Here is a 14,684-nt window from a genome sequence, read left to right as displayed (position 1 = left end):
TCCCGCCATGCTGTTCACGCCGCGCACACGGTCCCCGCGCCCTCCCGAGGGTCGCGGGGATCTCGTGCGTCGGCCCGCCCTGCGGCCGGCGGGCCGCCGGTAAATGCGGCGACAGCGGCGCCGGGCGCTTGTTAGCTTCGGTCGTCATGGACCCACTTGGCGAGGCGCAGATCCGGGACTCCTTCGTGAACTGCTCGAAGGGGGAGGCGAAGCGCGTCCGGCTGCCGCGGGACCTCGCGGAGGTGCCGTGGGACGACCTGGACTTCTTCGGCTGGCGCGACCCGGGCGCGCCCGACCGCGCCTACCTGGTGACCGCGGGCGAGCAGCCGGTCGGCGTCACCCTGCGGGTGGCCCCCGGCGCGCGCCGCAACCTGATGCGCAGCAGCCTGTGCTCGGTCTGCCTGACCGGCCACTCCGGCGGCGGCGTCGACCTGCTGGCCGCGCCGCTGGCCGGCCCGGCCGGCCGGCAGGGCAACACCGTGGGCATCTACATGTGCGCCGACCTGGCCTGCTCCCTCTACGTCCGGGGCAAGAAGACCTCCGTACTGGCCAAGCGGATGGACGAGACGCTCACCCTGGCCGAGCAGATCGACCGCACCCTGCGCAACCTCGACGGCTTCCTCACCAAGATCACCGCTCCCCAGCCGCACTGACCGCCTGGCGTCAGCGCGGCGGGACGGCCAGCGTCACCGGGTGTGCCCGGACCGGCGCGAGGCAGGCGCCGTCGGTGGAGCAGGCTCCGTAGGTGAGCAGGACCCGCGCGGAGGCCGATCCGTCGGCGCTGCCCGCGAGCCGCGTGGCCAGGCGCAGGGTCACCGGCCCGTCGGGGTAGACCGGGAGCGCCAGGTCGAGGCCGGCCGGGCGCACCTCGTGCGGGGCGGCGGAGGACGTCACCGGGCCGGTCGCGGTGAGCGGCGCGCCAACCGTCAGGCGGGTCGGGATGCCGAGACCGTCGACCCCGTCGTCGGGCAGCGTGAGGCTGTAGAGGTGGAAGCCCTTCTGCCGCGGGCTGAGGGTGGCGCTCACCGCCACCGTGTCCGCGCCCGACCGTTCGAGCGTGACGGCGACGTCCACGCCGCCCGCGGTGAAGGACGCCCGCGTACGCGCCGGCGCCGCGTGTGGCGAACCGCCGTGGCCGTCGTGGCCACCCTGTCCGCCTTCTCCGCCCTGGCCGCAGCCGACCGCGCAGAGCAGCAGGGCGACGGCGGTGGAGCGGATGGCGTTCCTTCGTACGGCGGCCGGGGTCCTTCTCACGCCCACGTCTTCAGGAAGGCGTCGACCTGGCTCTCCGGCATGCTGCGGGCGTTGGAGAACTGGCCCTGGTTGGTGGCCGTCTCGGTGGTGCCGTGCCGGTCCACCACGGCGAGCGCCGGGATGCCGCTGGAGTCGAGGTCGACGTAGCGCGCGGCGAGCGACAGGTTGTGGTCGAACTGGCCGACGTCGACCCGCACCACGTGGTACTTGGACAGCAGGGCAGCCGTCGCCGGCTTGGTGAAGGTGCGGCCGAGCACCACGCAGTCCGGGCACCAGTCCGCGCCGAAGTCGATCAGTACGGGTCGGCCGTCCTTGGCCGAGGCCCGCTCGGCAGCGGTCACGTCCGCCGCCGCGTCCCGCGTGGGGTCGTAGCCTTCCGGCGACGCCGTGGCGGGCGTCGTCGCGGCAGGCGCCGTCGTCGGGGTCGTCGCCGTCGGAGTGCTGCTCGTGCCGGCGGGCTTCGTGGCCGGCGCGGACGCGTCGGACGACGCTCCGTCCGAGGCTCCGCAGCCCGCGAGGAGCAGCGTCACCGCCGCGGCGCCCCCCGCCGCCAGCATCCGCGTTCCCGTGCTGACCGCGGTACGTCTCCGCGCGTCACGGCGCGCTCGTCCCCGCATCGCCAACTGCCCCCCAGCTCGACCGAGTCAGCGCACTGTAGCAGGAGCCGCACCCCGCGTGAGCGCGTGTTCGCGCAGGTGGGGGCGGGCGTGGGGCCGGGTGGTCGGGGAGTGCGGGTCAGGCGTTGCCCATGGCGCGGGTGAGGGCGATCTCGATGACGACGCGGTCGGGGTTGGGGGCGGGGGTGCGGTCGTAGCGCTCGGCGTAGCGGCGGACGGCGTCGGCGACGCGCTCGGGGTCGGTGGAGACGGTCGCGAGGCCCTCCAGGGTGGCCCAGCGGCCGCGGTCGGCCTGGCAGACCGCCACCCGGGCGCCCGCGGGTCCGGCGGCCCGTACGTTGGCGGCCTTGCGGCTGCGGGTGTTGGTGATCACCCGGGCGAGCCCCGCGTCGGGGTCGTAGGTGACGCCGACCGGGACGACGTGCGGGGAGCCGTCGGGGCGCGTGGTGGTCAGCGTGCACAGGTGGTACTCGCGCCAGAACTCCAGGAAGCCGGGTTCGGGGGAGCGGGGATCGCGGCGGGCCATGGGGAAACGGTAGCCCGTCCCCGCCCCGCCCCGCCCCGCCCCGTCGCCGCCCCGCCCGGTCAGGGCACCCGACCGCTCAACCGCCCAGCCGCACCGGCAGTTCGCTGACGCTGTTGCCGACGAAGCCCGGCAGCGGCGGCAGTTCGGCCTCGGGTACGGCGGTCGCCAGCCGCGGCCACGCCCCGTACAGCGTGCGCAGCGCGACCGCGGCCTCAAGGCGGGCCAGCGGGGCGCCCAGGCAGTAGTGGGCGCCGTGCCCGAAGGACAGGTGGCGGGTGCCGGGCGCCCGGGTCACGTCGAACCGGTCGGCGTCCGGGCCGTACTCCCGAGGGTCGCGTCCGGCGGCGGCGTATGCGGCGAGCACGGGGGTGCCGCGCGGGACGACGGTGCCGCCCACGTCGAGGTCGGCGGTCGGGTAGCGGAAGGGGAAGTTGGCCACCGGGCTGTCCCAGCGCAGCGTCTCCTCGACCACGGCCTCCCAGGAGGCGCCGCCGGTCAGGACGAGGTCGCGCTGGTCCGGGTGGCGGCACAGGGCGCGCACCGCGTTGGTGATGAGGTTGAGGGTGGTCTCGTGGCCGGCCACGATCATCAGCAGCAGGGTGCCGGCGACCTCCTCGTCGCTCAGCCGCTCGGCGCCGCCCGCCCAATCCTCGTCGCGGGCCGCGACCAGCGCGCCGGCCAGGTCGTCGGCCAGGTCGTCGGCCGGGTGGGCCCGGCGCTCGGCGACGACCTCGGCGAGCACCGCGTGGATGCCGCGCTGCGCGGCCATCGCCTCGGCGGCCGAACTGGAGGTGCTGACCAGCAGCCCGGTCAGCTCGTGCAGGTGGTCACGGTGCTCGGGCGCCACCCCGAGCAGGCGGCTGATCACCCCCATGGGCAGCGGATAGGCGAAGTGCGCGCGCAGGTCCACGACGCCGTCCGGCCCGGCGCGGTCCGGAAGGGCGGACACCAGCTCGCCGGCCAGCTGCTCGATCCAGGGCCGCATGGCGGCCACCCGTCGCGGTGTGAACGCCTTGGCGGCAAGGCCCCGCAGCCGCCGGTGGTCGTCGCCGTCGGCCGTGGTCATGCCGTTGACCAGGGCGAAGGCGTTGAGCTGCCACTGCGCCGGGACCCGGCCCTCCGTCAGGGCGGCGAAGTGGCGGGCGTTCTTCGCCACGGCGGGGTGGGCGAGGAAGTCGCGCAGCTCGCGGTGGCGGGAGACGATCATGCCGGGGACTCCCCCCGGCAGCATCACCGGGCAGGCGGCGGCGCGCTCGCGCAGCTCGTCGGCGTCGGCCCGTACGGAGGCGCCGCCGGCACCCAGGGTGTACGGCTGGGCCGGGTGCGGTGCCGCCGGGTGCGGATGTGCCGGGTCCGGTGTCGCCGGGTGCGCCGAGGTCATGGGTCCTCCCGAAAAACGCGTGCTGATCTGTGCCCGGAATCACCTTGAGTGGAATAGACTCAACTTGCTTCATGTTGAGGTAGTCAGGTTGAGGTACATGCTAGCGACGTACGTATGAGGAGGACAGAACGCCCGTGGAAGCCGAGCTGACCAACAAGAGCCGGGAAGCGCTCAACAGCGCGAACGCCAAGGCCGTCACCGAGGGGAACCCGGACCTGACGCCCGCGCATCTGCTGCTCGCTCTGCTGAGCGGCGCCGACAACGAGAACGTGCTCGACCTGCTGGCGGCCACCGGCGCCGACCCCGCCGCCGTGCGCGCCGGCACCGAGCGCCTGGTGGCGGGCCTGCCGTCGGTCCAGGGCGCCACCGTCGCGCCCCCGCAGGCGAACCGTGACATGCTCGCGGTCATCGCCGATGCGTCCCAGCGCGCCAAGGACCTCGGCGACGCGTACGTGTCGACCGAGCACCTGCTGATCGGGATCGCCGTCAAGGGCGGCCCGGCCGGCGACCTGCTCAACGCCGCGGGCGCCAAGGCCAAGGCGCTGTTGACGGCGTTCGAGGACGCCAGGGGAGGGCAACGGGTGACCAGCCAGGACCCGGAAGGCACCTACAAGGCGCTGGAGAAGTACGGCACCGACTTCACCGCGGCCGCCCGCGAGGGCAAGCTCGACCCGGTGATCGGCCGGGACCAGGAGATCCGCCGGGTGGTCCAGGTGCTCTCGCGCCGGACGAAGAACAACCCGGTGCTCATCGGCGAGCCCGGCGTCGGCAAGACCGCCGTCGTCGAGGGCCTGGCCCAGCGCATCGTCAAGGGCGACGTGCCCGAGAGCCTGCGCAACAAGCGGCTGGTCTCCCTCGACCTGGGCGCCATGGTGGCCGGCGCGAAGTACCGCGGCGAGTTCGAGGAGCGCCTGAAGGCGGTGCTCGCCGAGATCAAGGACAGCGACGGGCAGGTCATCACCTTCATCGACGAGCTGCACACCGTCGTCGGCGCGGGCGCGGGCGGCGACTCCGCCATGGACGCGGGCAACATGCTCAAGCCGATGCTGGCCCGCGGCGAGCTGCGGATGGTCGGCGCCACCACGCTCGACGAGTACCGCGAGCGGATCGAGAAGGACCCGGCGCTGGAGCGGCGCTTCCAGCAGGTGCTGGTCGCCGAGCCCAGCGTCGAGGACACCGTGGCGATCCTGCGCGGCCTCAAGGGCCGCTACGAGGCGCACCACAAGGTGCAGATCGCCGACTCCGCGCTGGTCGCCGCCGCCACCCTCTCCGACCGCTACATCACCTCCCGCTTCCTGCCCGACAAGGCCATCGACCTGGTCGACGAGTCCGCGTCCCGACTGCGCATGGAGATCGACTCCTCGCCGGTCGAGATCGACGAGCTGCAGCGCTCGGTCGACCGGCTGCGGATGGAGGAGATGGCGCTCAAGAACGAGACCGACCCCGGCTCCGTGCAGCGCCTGGACAAACTCCGCAAGGACCTCGCCGACCGCGAGGAGGAGCTGCGCGGCCTGACTGCCCGCTGGGAGAAGGAGAAGCAGGGCCTGAACCGGGTCGGCGAGCTGAAGGAGCGCCTCGACGACATCGTCACCCGGATCGAACGCGCCCAGCGCGACGGCGACTTCGAGACCGCCTCGAAGCTGATGTACGGCGAGCGGCCCAAGCTGGAGGAGGAGCTGGAGGCGGCCACCCGCGAGGAGGAAGAGGCCGCCGCCCAGGGCCCTTCGACCAACATGGTCAAGGAGGAGGTCGGCCCGGACGACATCGCCGACGTCGTCGCCGCCTGGACCGGCATCCCTGCCGGCCGCCTGCTGGAGGGCGAGACGCAGAAGCTGCTGCGCATGGAGGACGAGCTCGGCAAGCGGCTGATCGGCCAGACCGAGGCGGTCCGCGCGGTCTCCGACGCGGTGCGCCGCTCCCGGTCCGGCATCGCCGACCCCGACCGCCCGACCGGCTCCTTCCTCTTCCTCGGCCCCACCGGCGTCGGCAAGACCGAACTGGCCAAGGCGCTCGCCGACTTCCTCTTCGACGACGAGCGGGCCATGGTCCGCATCGACATGAGCGAGTACGGCGAGAAGCACTCGGTGGCCCGCCTGGTCGGCGCCCCGCCCGGATACGTCGGCTACGAGGAGGGCGGCCAGCTCACCGAGGCGGTCCGCCGCCGCCCCTACAGCGTGGTGCTGCTCGACGAGGTGGAGAAGGCGCACCCGGAGGTCTTCGACGTCCTGCTCCAGGTGCTCGACGACGGCCGCCTCACCGACGGCCAGGGCCGCACCGTCGACTTCCGCAACGCGATCCTGATCCTCACCTCGAACCTGGGCAGCCAGTTCCTGGTCGACCCGGCCCTGGACGCGGAGCAGAAGAAGGCGAGCGTCCTGGCCACCGTCCGCGCCTCGTTCAAGCCGGAGTTCCTCAACCGGCTGGACGACATCGTGGTGTTCTCCGCGCTCGACCAGGACGAGCTGCGCCGGATCGCCCGGTTGCAGACCGACCGGCTCGGCGCCCGCCTCAAGGACCGCCGGCTCACCCTGGACATCACCGACAGCGCGCTCGACTGGCTCGCCGAGGAGGGCAACGACCCGGCGTACGGCGCCCGCCCGCTGCGCCGGCTGATCCAGACCTCGATCGGCGACCCGCTGGCCAAGGCGATCCTGGCCGGAGAGGTGCTCGACGGGCAGACCGTCCGGGTGGACCGGACGGTCGACGGGCTGATCCTCATGGGGGAGGATGGCGGGGAAACGTCACGAAGGGAACCCTCACGGTGAGCATCGACCCCTCCTCGATCCCGAACTTCGGGAGCCAGCCGGAACCGGACCAGCCGAGCGGAGGACCCGCGGCCCCCAGCGTGGTGATCCCGGACCAGGACCTGGTCACGCAGCTCCTCGACCAGATGGGCCTGAAGCACGCGGTCGACGACGAGGGCGACCTCCTCGCGCCCTGGGAGGAGTTCCGCACCTACTTCATGTTCCGCGGCGAGGCGCAGCAGCACGTCTTCGCGGTGCGCACGTTCTACGAGCGCGCGTACTCCGTGGACGAGAAGGCGCAGCTCCTCGAGGCGCTCGACGAGTGGAACCACCTCACGCTGTGGCCGAAGGTCTACACGAACACCGATGACGAAGGGGTCGTCCGCCTCATCGGCGAGGCCCAGATGCTCATCGGCATGGGCGTCGGCCTCGACCACTTCGTGGCCACCACGGTGAGCTGGGTCCAGGCGTCCATCGAGTTCAACAAGTGGCTCGGCGAGCGGCTGGGCCTCGAAGGGGCCGCGGACGACGACGAGTCCGGGGAGCCGGGCGAGTCCGGCGAGGGCTCCGAGGACTGAGCGGGCCCACCGCGCCGAGCGCCCGGGACCGGTACGCGAGCCGTACGGGCCCGGGCGCTCGCCTGTGTACGTGCGGGCAGGCGTACGTGCGGGCGTGCGGGCAGTGGGGTGCAGCGGGAGCCGTACGTGCATCCGTGCGTACCGGCGTGCGGACCGGCGTCCGTACGCCAAAACCTGAGGTCGGGCGGAGCGCCGGATCAGTAAGGTGTTGGCCATGGCCTCTCCGCGTGGTGCCGACCTCCTGGCGCCGACCGTCCTGCGTGCCCACGGGCTGCTGCTCCGCCCGGTCGTCGCGGCCGACGAACCCGCGGTCAGGAAGGCGATGGCCGACCCCGGCATCCTGCGGTGGGCCGCCGGCATGGCGGTGATCGGCTCGCCGCCGAAGGACCGGGGCACCGTGTGGCTGTCGGCGCGGCTGTCCGCGTGGACGACGGGCACCGCCGCGTTCGCGGTGACCGACCCGGCGAACGACGAGATGCTCGGCTACCTCGGTCTGCGCGACGTGCACCGCGTGCCCGACCAGGCGGTGGCCGGGTACTGGGTGACGCCCTCGGCGCGCGGCCGCCAGATCACCGCCCGCGCTCTGGACGCCGCCGCGACCTGGGCGTTCCGCCCGCCCCAGGACGGCGGTCTGGGACTGCACCGCATCCACCTCGACCACGTCCTGCACAACGTCGGCTCCTGCCGGGCCGCGCTGCGGGCGGGCTTCGCGCAGGAGGGCGTGATGCGCGGGTCGTTCGTCGAGCCCGACGGCACCCGGCACGACTGCCACCTGCACGCCCGCCTCGCCACGGACCCGGCCGTCCCGCCCTTCGACTGACCGGGGCGCGCTGCTTCGAGCGCCGATTCTTTGCCTGAGCGCCAACCCGTGCTGCCCCCTCGACGGCGGCCCGACGACCCGACCTGACCGGCGCCTTACCGCCCGGCGAAGACATCGGCAACCCGACATTGCATGATCATGCGTAATCATGCATACTCTTGCTATGTCCAAGGTCCTCACCACCCTCCCCGCCGGCGAGCGCGTCGGCATCGCCTTCTCCGGCGGCCTCGACACTTCGGTGGCGGTCGCGTGGATGCGCGACAAGGGCGCTGTCCCGTGCACGTACACCGCCGACATCGGCCAGTACGACGAACCCGACATCGCCTCGGTCCCCGATCGCGCGCTGGCCTACGGCGCCGAGGTCGCGCGCCTGGTCGACTGCCGCGCGGCGCTGGTCGAGGAGGGCCTGGCCGCGCTCGCCTGCGGGGCGTTCCACATCCGCTCCGCCGGGCGCGTCTACTTCAACACCACCCCGCTCGGCCGCGCCGTCACCGGCACGCTCCTGGTGCGGGCGATGCTGGCCGACGACGTCCAGATCTGGGGCGACGGCTCGACCTTCAAGGGCAACGACATCGAGCGGTTCTACCGCTACGGCCTCCTCGCCAACCCGCACCTGCGGATCTACAAGCCCTGGCTGGACGCGGACTTCGTGACCGAACTCGGCGGCCGCAAGGAGATGTCCCAGTGGCTGCTCGACCACGGGCTGCCCTACCGCGACAGCACCGAGAAGGCGTACTCCACCGACGCCAACATCTGGGGCGCCACCCATGAGGCCAAGACGCTGGAGCACCTGGACACCGGCGTCGAGACCGTCGACCCGATCATGGGTGTGCGGTTCTGGGACCCGTCGGTCGAGATCGCCGTCGAGGACGTGACGATCGGCTTCGACCAGGGCCGCCCGATCACGGTCAACGGCGTGAAGCTCGGCCCCGTCGAGCTGGTGACCGAGGTGAACGCCATCGGCGGCCGCCACGGCATGGGCATGTCCGACCAGATCGAGAACCGGATCATCGAGGCCAAGAGCCGCGGCATCTACGAGGCGCCCGGCATGGCGCTGCTGCACGCCGCGTACGAGCGCCTGGTCAACGCGATCCACAACGAGGACACCCTCGCCCAGTACCACACCGAGGGCCGCCGCCTCGGCCGGCTGATGTACGAAGGCCGCTGGCTGGACCCGCAGGCGCTGATGATCCGCGAGTCCCTCCAGCGCTGGGTCGGCGCGGCCGTCACCGGCGAGGTGACCCTGCGGCTGCGCCGCGGCGAGGACTACTCGGTCCTCGACACCACCGGCCCGGCCTTCAGCTACCACCCGGACAAGCTGTCGATGGAGCGCACCGAGGACTCCGCGTTCGGCCCCGTGGACCGGATCGGCCAGCTCACCATGCGCAACCTCGACATCGCCGACTCCCGCGCCAAGCTGGAGCAGTACGCCCAGCTCGGCCTGATCGGCTCCGGCAGCCCCGCCATCGGCGCCGCCCAGGCCGCTGCCACCGGCCTGATCGGCACCATGCCGCGCCTGCCCGAGGGCGGCGCCGAGGCGATCGCCTCCCGCGGCGAGGCCACCGAGGACGACGAGCTGCTCGACCTGGCCGCCATGGAGTCCGGCACCGACTGACCCGCGCAGCCCCGCCCGCAGGCGCGCAGAGCACGGCAGAACCCCAGGTCGCGTCCCTCGTGACCTGGGGTTCCGGTGTTCCGGACCGGACCGGACCGGCTCGCGCGGCGCCCGGCGGCCGGGCTCTCAGTGGGAGGTGTGGACGTTCAGCAGCACCACGCCCGCGATGACCAGGGCGATCCCCGCCCACTGCACCCGCCCCAGCGACTCGCCGAACGCCGCCGCCCCGATCGCGGCCACCGCCGCCGTACCGGCGCCCGACCAGACCGCGTACGCCACCGACACCGGGATGCGGACGAGCGCCCGGCCGAGCAGCGCGAACGACAGCACATAGCCGATGACCACCGCCACCGTCGGCCACAGCCGGGTGTACCCGTCGGTGAGCTTCAGGCAGCTGGTGGCGCAGACCTCGGAGGCGATGGCGAGCGCGAGCAGTATGTAGGGCACGGTGACTCCTGAAGGGGTCCGGCGGCGGCGGACCGCCCGCCGGCACGACGACGTCGACGACGCCCCCAAGGCTGCCAAGTGCCCCCGACCCCCCTACCTCCGGCCCGCCGACCACCCCGCGCGACAGCCCTGAGCGGCGTCGGTCTCAGCCCGTGAACGCCTGCCGCAGGCGCTCGGCGGCATCGCGGAGCACCTCGGGGCGTTTGCAGAAGGCGAAGCGGACCTGGGTGCGGCCGGCGGTGGGGTGGTCGTAGAAGACGGAGTTGGGGACGGCGACCACTCCGGCCCGCTCCGGCAGGGCGCGGCAGAAGGCCAACGCGTCCATGCCCGGGGCGAGTCCGGCGATGTCGGTGGTGATGAAGTAGGTGCCGCGTGGCGCGTACACCTCGAAGCCGGCGTCGGCGAGTCCCGCCGCGAGGATGTCGCGCTGCGCCCGCAGGCCGTCGCGCAGACCGGTGAAGTACGCGTCGGGCAGCGCGAGGGCCTCGGCGGCGGCGTACTGGAACGGCCCCGAGGCGACGTAGGTGAGGAACTGCTTCGTGGTCCGCACCGCGGCCACCAGTTCGCGGCTGCCCGTGACCCAGCCGACCTTCCAGCCGGTGAAGGAGAAGGTCTTGCCCGCCGAGGAGATGGCGACGGTGCGCTCGCGCATGCCCGGCAGGGAGATCAGCGGGATGTGCTCGGCGCCGTCGTACGCGATGTGCTCGTAGACCTCGTCGGTGACGACCAGCAGGTCGCGGGAGACGGCGAGTTCGGCGATCGCGGTCAGCTCGTCGCGGGTGAGGACCATGCCGGTGGGGTTGTGCGGGCTGTTGAGCAGGAGCAGCCGGGTGCGCGGGGTCACCGCGGCGCGCAGGGCGTCGAGGTCCGGGCGGAAGTCGGGTGCGCGCAGGGTGAGCGGGACCCGGACGCCGCCGGCCATCGCGATGCAGGCGGCGTAGGAGTCGTAGAACGGCTCGAACGCGATCACCTCGTCGCCCGGCTCCAGCAGCGCCAGCATCGCCGCCGCGATCGCCTCGGTGGCACCGGCGGTGACCAGCACCTCGGTGTCGGGGTCGAAGTCGAGCCCGTAGAAGCGTTTCTGGTGGTCGGTGACGGCGGTGCGCAGCTCGGGGACGCCCGGGCCGGGCGGGTACTGGTTGCCGCGGCCGTCGCGCAGCGCCCGTACGGCCGCCTCGCGTACGGACTCCGGCCCGTCGGTGTCGGGGAAGCCCTGCCCGAGGTTGATCGCGCCGGTGGCAACCGCCAGCGCGGACATCTCGGCGAAGATCGTCGTCCCCAGGCCGGCCAGCCGGCGGTTCAGGAAGGGGCGCCGGGACGCGTCAGGGCCGTCCGCCGCGCCCACCGTGCCTGCCATCGAGGTCCACCCGCTCTCCACGCACCAGCCCAACCGATCAGCCGATGGTACCGGGTTGTCATATCGGAACACCTGAACTCGTAAGCGCTCCAAGGGATGGAAAGTACGCGCAGATGGGTAAAAACGCTGAGCGCGGCGTGTGATCCGTGGTTCCGTAGGTCCCGGATCGCCGCGGGAGTCGTCGGGGCCTCCCGATCATCCAGATCACCCCGAACCCGCCGGGCCGAGCCAGGTCCACCGGCGATCCGTGCCTGAACGATCCCTCATCCACCTGGCCCCCACACCGGCGCAAGCCACCGCACCTCCGCCTCGCGGCGCGGGCGGGACGGCCTGTTCGCGCCGGGTGTGCGATCCCCAGCGTGCACCGCGGAGCCCTCCCATGCTCACCACCATTGACACCGCATACACGGACACCCGGGCAGGCGATCTCGCCTGGTGCCTGGACAAGGAAGCGCTGCCCGCGCTCGCCACCCTCGGCGTACGGGTCGGCGAGGCCGCCGCGCTCCACGCCGACGTCGAGTTACGCCTGCTCGGCGCCTCCCACCAGGTGCTCGTCGACGCCGGCCGCGACAACTGCTCCGAGACGGTGGCGTGCCTGCCAGGCAGCCAGGCACCGCTGCCGTTCGGCGTATCCCGCCGGGTCGGCACCTGGGAGTATGAGTTCGCGGCCCGCATCGAGCACCTCACGCCCGGCTCCTTCACCGCCCGCGCCCAGGAGTTGCTCGCCCTGGTCACCGACCACCCGCAGGGCCTGGCCGGCACCTTCCCGGGTGACCCCAACGCGTTCACCGCGATGCTGGTGCAGTGCAGGGAGGGCAGCGTGCGCTGGCGGACCTGGCACGCCTATCCGCAGGAAGGGCGGTTGGTGGCGACCCGGACCAGGCTGCGGGTCCCGTGCTGACCGGCCCCGGCGCGGCTCCACCGCCCGCCGCCCCCGGGGCGCGTGCCGTACGGCATGGGGCCCGGCCGTACCCCTGCGCGCTTCCGGGCGCCACCGCCCGCCGCCACCCGCCCGCCTGTACGGACGAATTGCACCCTTGTGGGTGACGGGTGACGGCGCAACCCTGACATAGCGTGCATTCATGCTCGACCAGCGCGGACGACCGCAAACCCCCCGCCCGCTCGCCTTGGCGTTGCCCGTCCCCGTGCGGGCGGCCCGCGCGCTGGTCCTCGCGGCCGTCTTCGTCTGCGCCGCCTGCGGGCTGGTGTACGAACTCGAACTCGTTGCCCTCGCCTCGTACTTGGTCGGCGACTCGGTCACCCAGGCGTCAGTGGTGCTGTCGGTGATGGTCTTCGCGATGGGCTGCGGCTCGCTGCTGGCAAAACGGTTGCGCAGCCGCGCCGCCGCCGCGTTCGTCGCCGTCGAGTCCGCGCTCGCGCTCGTCGGCGGGCTGTCGGTGATGACGCTCTACGCGGTCTTCGCCTGGTACGGCCAGGCCCGGTTCGCCATGATCGGCTGCGCCTACGTGATCGGCGTGCTGATCGGGGCGGAGGTGCCGCTGCTGATGACGCTCGTGCAGCGCATCCGCCGCCAGGACGCGGGCGGTGCCGTCGCCGACCTGTTCGCCGCGGACTACGTCGGCGCGCTCCTCGGGGGCCTGGCCTTCTCCTTCGTCCTGCTGCCGTTCCTGGGGCAGTTGACCGGCGCGCTCGCGACGGGCGCGGTCAACGCGGTCGCGGGCGGCAGCATCATGCTGTGGCTCTTCCGCGGCGACCTGACCGCCCGCGCGCGCGGTTGGCTGCTGACCGCCAACGTCGGCGTGCTCGCCCTGCTCGCGTGCGCGGCCGTCGGCGCCGGGCCGTTCGAACGCGCCGCCCGGCACGCCGTGTACGGCGACGGGGTGCGCGTCGCCGAGCAGACCGGCGCGGAGGAGATCGTGCTCGCCGGCGGCACCGGCACGGGCGGCGGCGCCTCGCTGCGGCTGTACGTCGACGGCGACTTGGCGGTCTGCGGCGCCGACGAGGCCGTCCACCACCAGGCGCTGGTGGCACCGGCGATGAGCGGGCCGCACGCCCGGGTGCTGGTCCTCGGCGGCGGTGACGGGCTCGCGCTGCGTGAAGTGCTGGGCTACCAGGGCGTGTTGGCGGTCACCGTCGTCCCCGGCGACACCGAGGTCGCCCGGCTGGGCCGCACCGACCCGGGGCTCACCGCGCTCAACGGGCACGCGTTCGGCGACCCGAGGGTGCGGGAGGTGGGGGGCGACGTGTTCGGCTGGCTGCGCCGGTCCGTACGCGGGGGGAGCGCGGCCCGGCAGCGGTACGACGTGATCATCGAGGACCTGCCCGCGCCCGGCGACTCCGACAGCGCGAAGCTCTACTCGCAGGAGTTCTACGGGCTGGCCGCGCGTGAACTGGCAGCCGGGGGGCGGATCGCCGTTCACGCGGGTTCCGTTGTCCACAGCCTGTGGACAACAGATGCGACGCTTCGGGCCGTGTCCCTGCGCGGCACCCCGTACACGTTGCCCGCCTCCGGGGCGTGCGGCGCGACGCAGGACTGGAACTTCCTGCTGGCCGCGCCCACTTCGGTGCCGCCTCGGCTCAGGCTTCCGCCGGAACGGCCGGGAGCGTCGGACGCGCGGGGCGAGTCGGCCCCGGCCGGTGCGGCGGCTCCGTCGGGTTCCGCCTCGCCCGGGTCCGGTGTGGCGCTCACCGCTGCGGACCTCGGTGCCGCCGCCCGCCGGGCGGAGCGGGAGCGTCCGTCCCACCCGGTGCCGCCGTCCACGCTGCTGCGTCCGCGCGTCGCGGAGTAGTGGGGCGCGGGGCGGTTTGGCGCGGGGCGTCACCGTATCGTGTGTACGCAAAGTGATGGGCGATGCCCGGGTTGTGTCAGAATTACCGTGGTGAGTAGCGGAGTTGGTGACCCTTCGCGGCGATCGCGGGTGCCTGGGATGCCTTGGGGTGTCCGGGTGCGCTCGGTATGCGCGGGGGAGACGTACGACGGTACGACGGGAGGCGGCGGGTGGCGGCGGACGACAGCCACGGGCCCATGGTGGACAACCCGTGGCGAGAGCAACTGGTCACCCTCAGAACGGATCTCCTCAAGGAGATGCACGACCTTCGCGCCCTGCTCAAGGGCCCGTGCGCCGACATCGGCCAGGGGGAGATCTGGGTCGGCCCGACCGCCGACACCTGGCACACCGAGGCGCGGGCCCGCCGCACCGACCTGCTGGCCCAACTCGACCTGCTGGTACCGCTGGTGGAGACCGCGATCAGCGCGTGTGCGCCGCAGGTGACCGTGGGAGAGGCGAAGAGCCTCCAGGTGGACCTGCTCCAGCCGTAGTTGCCGCCGGGGCGAGACCGCCCCTGAACCCCGTACGTACGTACCCGGGCCCGCGCACAGCCGCC

Annotated in this window: 14 protein-coding genes; 8 read left to right on the top strand and 6 right to left on the bottom strand. The window is 73.1% G+C overall.

What is annotated here, in order from left to right; all coding sequences use genetic code 11:
• The first annotated feature begins 146 nt into the window (after positions 1 to 146).
• Positions 147 to 653, top strand: a complete 507-nt coding sequence (locus AC3EVP_RS19555) for an FBP domain-containing protein (protein ID WP_335981000.1) — start codon at positions 147 to 149, stop codon at positions 651 to 653.
• A 10-nt stretch (positions 654 to 663) separates the two neighbouring features.
• Here AC3EVP_RS19555 and AC3EVP_RS19550 read toward each other — a convergent pair whose 3' ends face one another.
• The 4 genes from AC3EVP_RS19550 to AC3EVP_RS19535 form a co-directional block, all read right to left on the bottom strand.
• Positions 664 to 1,254: a hypothetical protein gene (locus tag AC3EVP_RS19550; protein WP_435131410.1), complete on the bottom strand. Its 591-nt coding sequence runs from the start codon at positions 1,252 to 1,254 to the stop codon at positions 664 to 666.
• A complete protein-coding gene (locus AC3EVP_RS19545) occupies positions 1,251 to 1,811 on the bottom strand; it encodes a thioredoxin family protein (protein ID WP_435131408.1) in 561 nt (186 codons plus the stop codon). The genes AC3EVP_RS19550 and AC3EVP_RS19545 overlap by 4 nt, the downstream gene beginning before the upstream one ends.
• A 178-nt stretch (positions 1,812 to 1,989) precedes the next feature.
• On the bottom strand, positions 1,990 to 2,397 hold the full coding sequence (locus tag AC3EVP_RS19540; protein ID WP_335980997.1) for a pyridoxamine 5'-phosphate oxidase family protein: 408 nt from the start codon (positions 2,395 to 2,397) through the stop codon (positions 1,990 to 1,992).
• Between the two features lie 76 nt (positions 2,398 to 2,473).
• Positions 2,474 to 3,778 carry a cytochrome P450 family protein gene (locus AC3EVP_RS19535; RefSeq protein ID WP_435131406.1) on the bottom strand — a complete coding sequence of 435 codons (1,305 nt, stop codon included), beginning with the start codon at positions 3,776 to 3,778 and terminating at the stop codon, positions 2,474 to 2,476.
• A 134-nt stretch (positions 3,779 to 3,912) separates the two neighbouring features.
• Between AC3EVP_RS19535 and clpB the strand changes: the two genes are divergently transcribed.
• The 4 genes from clpB to argG all read left to right on the top strand — a co-directional run bounded on the left by clpB (position 3,913) and on the right by argG (position 9,535).
• The gene (clpB, locus tag AC3EVP_RS19530; protein WP_335980996.1) at positions 3,913 to 6,543 is read left to right on the top strand and encodes an ATP-dependent chaperone ClpB; all 2,631 of its coding nucleotides are present in this window, start codon (positions 3,913 to 3,915) and stop codon (positions 6,541 to 6,543) included.
• Positions 6,540 to 7,100 carry a YbjN domain-containing protein gene (locus tag AC3EVP_RS19525; protein WP_435131405.1) on the top strand — a complete coding sequence of 187 codons (561 nt, stop codon included), beginning with the start codon at positions 6,540 to 6,542 and terminating at the stop codon, positions 7,098 to 7,100. The genes clpB and AC3EVP_RS19525 overlap by 4 nt, the downstream gene beginning before the upstream one ends.
• 214 nt (positions 7,101 to 7,314) lie before the next feature.
• A complete protein-coding gene (locus tag AC3EVP_RS19520) occupies positions 7,315 to 7,920 on the top strand; it encodes a GNAT family N-acetyltransferase (protein WP_335980992.1) in 606 nt (201 codons plus the stop codon).
• A 163-nt stretch (positions 7,921 to 8,083) separates the two neighbouring features.
• The gene (argG, locus tag AC3EVP_RS19515; RefSeq protein ID WP_335981055.1) at positions 8,084 to 9,535 is read left to right on the top strand and encodes an argininosuccinate synthase; all 1,452 of its coding nucleotides are present in this window, start codon (positions 8,084 to 8,086) and stop codon (positions 9,533 to 9,535) included.
• 126 nt (positions 9,536 to 9,661) lie between these two features.
• Here the strand turns inward: argG and AC3EVP_RS19510 are convergent, their stop codons facing one another.
• Complete coding sequence (locus AC3EVP_RS19510) at positions 9,662 to 9,982, bottom strand: DMT family transporter (RefSeq protein WP_335980991.1); 321 nt, start codon at positions 9,980 to 9,982, stop codon at positions 9,662 to 9,664.
• 145 nt (positions 9,983 to 10,127) lie between these two features.
• Positions 10,128 to 11,339: a pyridoxal phosphate-dependent aminotransferase gene (locus AC3EVP_RS19505; protein WP_335980990.1), complete on the bottom strand. Its 1,212-nt coding sequence runs from the start codon at positions 11,337 to 11,339 to the stop codon at positions 10,128 to 10,130.
• Between the two features lie 379 nt (positions 11,340 to 11,718).
• On the opposite strand from AC3EVP_RS19505, the gene AC3EVP_RS19500 reads away from it, so the two are divergent.
• The 3 genes from AC3EVP_RS19500 (at position 11,719) to AC3EVP_RS19490 (ending at position 14,619) form a co-directional block, all read left to right on the top strand.
• Positions 11,719 to 12,240 carry a DUF2617 family protein gene (locus AC3EVP_RS19500; protein ID WP_335980988.1) on the top strand — a complete coding sequence of 174 codons (522 nt, stop codon included), beginning with the start codon at positions 11,719 to 11,721 and terminating at the stop codon, positions 12,238 to 12,240.
• 181 nt (positions 12,241 to 12,421) lie between these two features.
• Positions 12,422 to 14,089 carry a polyamine aminopropyltransferase gene (locus AC3EVP_RS19495; protein ID WP_435131404.1) on the top strand — a complete coding sequence of 556 codons (1,668 nt, stop codon included), beginning with the start codon at positions 12,422 to 12,424 and terminating at the stop codon, positions 14,087 to 14,089.
• A 236-nt stretch (positions 14,090 to 14,325) separates the two neighbouring features.
• On the top strand, positions 14,326 to 14,619 hold the full coding sequence (locus tag AC3EVP_RS19490) for a hypothetical protein (protein WP_435131403.1): 294 nt from the start codon (positions 14,326 to 14,328) through the stop codon (positions 14,617 to 14,619).
• Positions 14,620 to 14,684 lie beyond the last annotated feature (65 nt).

It is taken from the genome of Actinacidiphila sp. bgisy144, assembly GCF_057708105.1.
The sequence above is the reverse complement of the archived record's forward strand: the minus strand, read 5'-3'. Positions and strand labels throughout refer to the sequence as shown.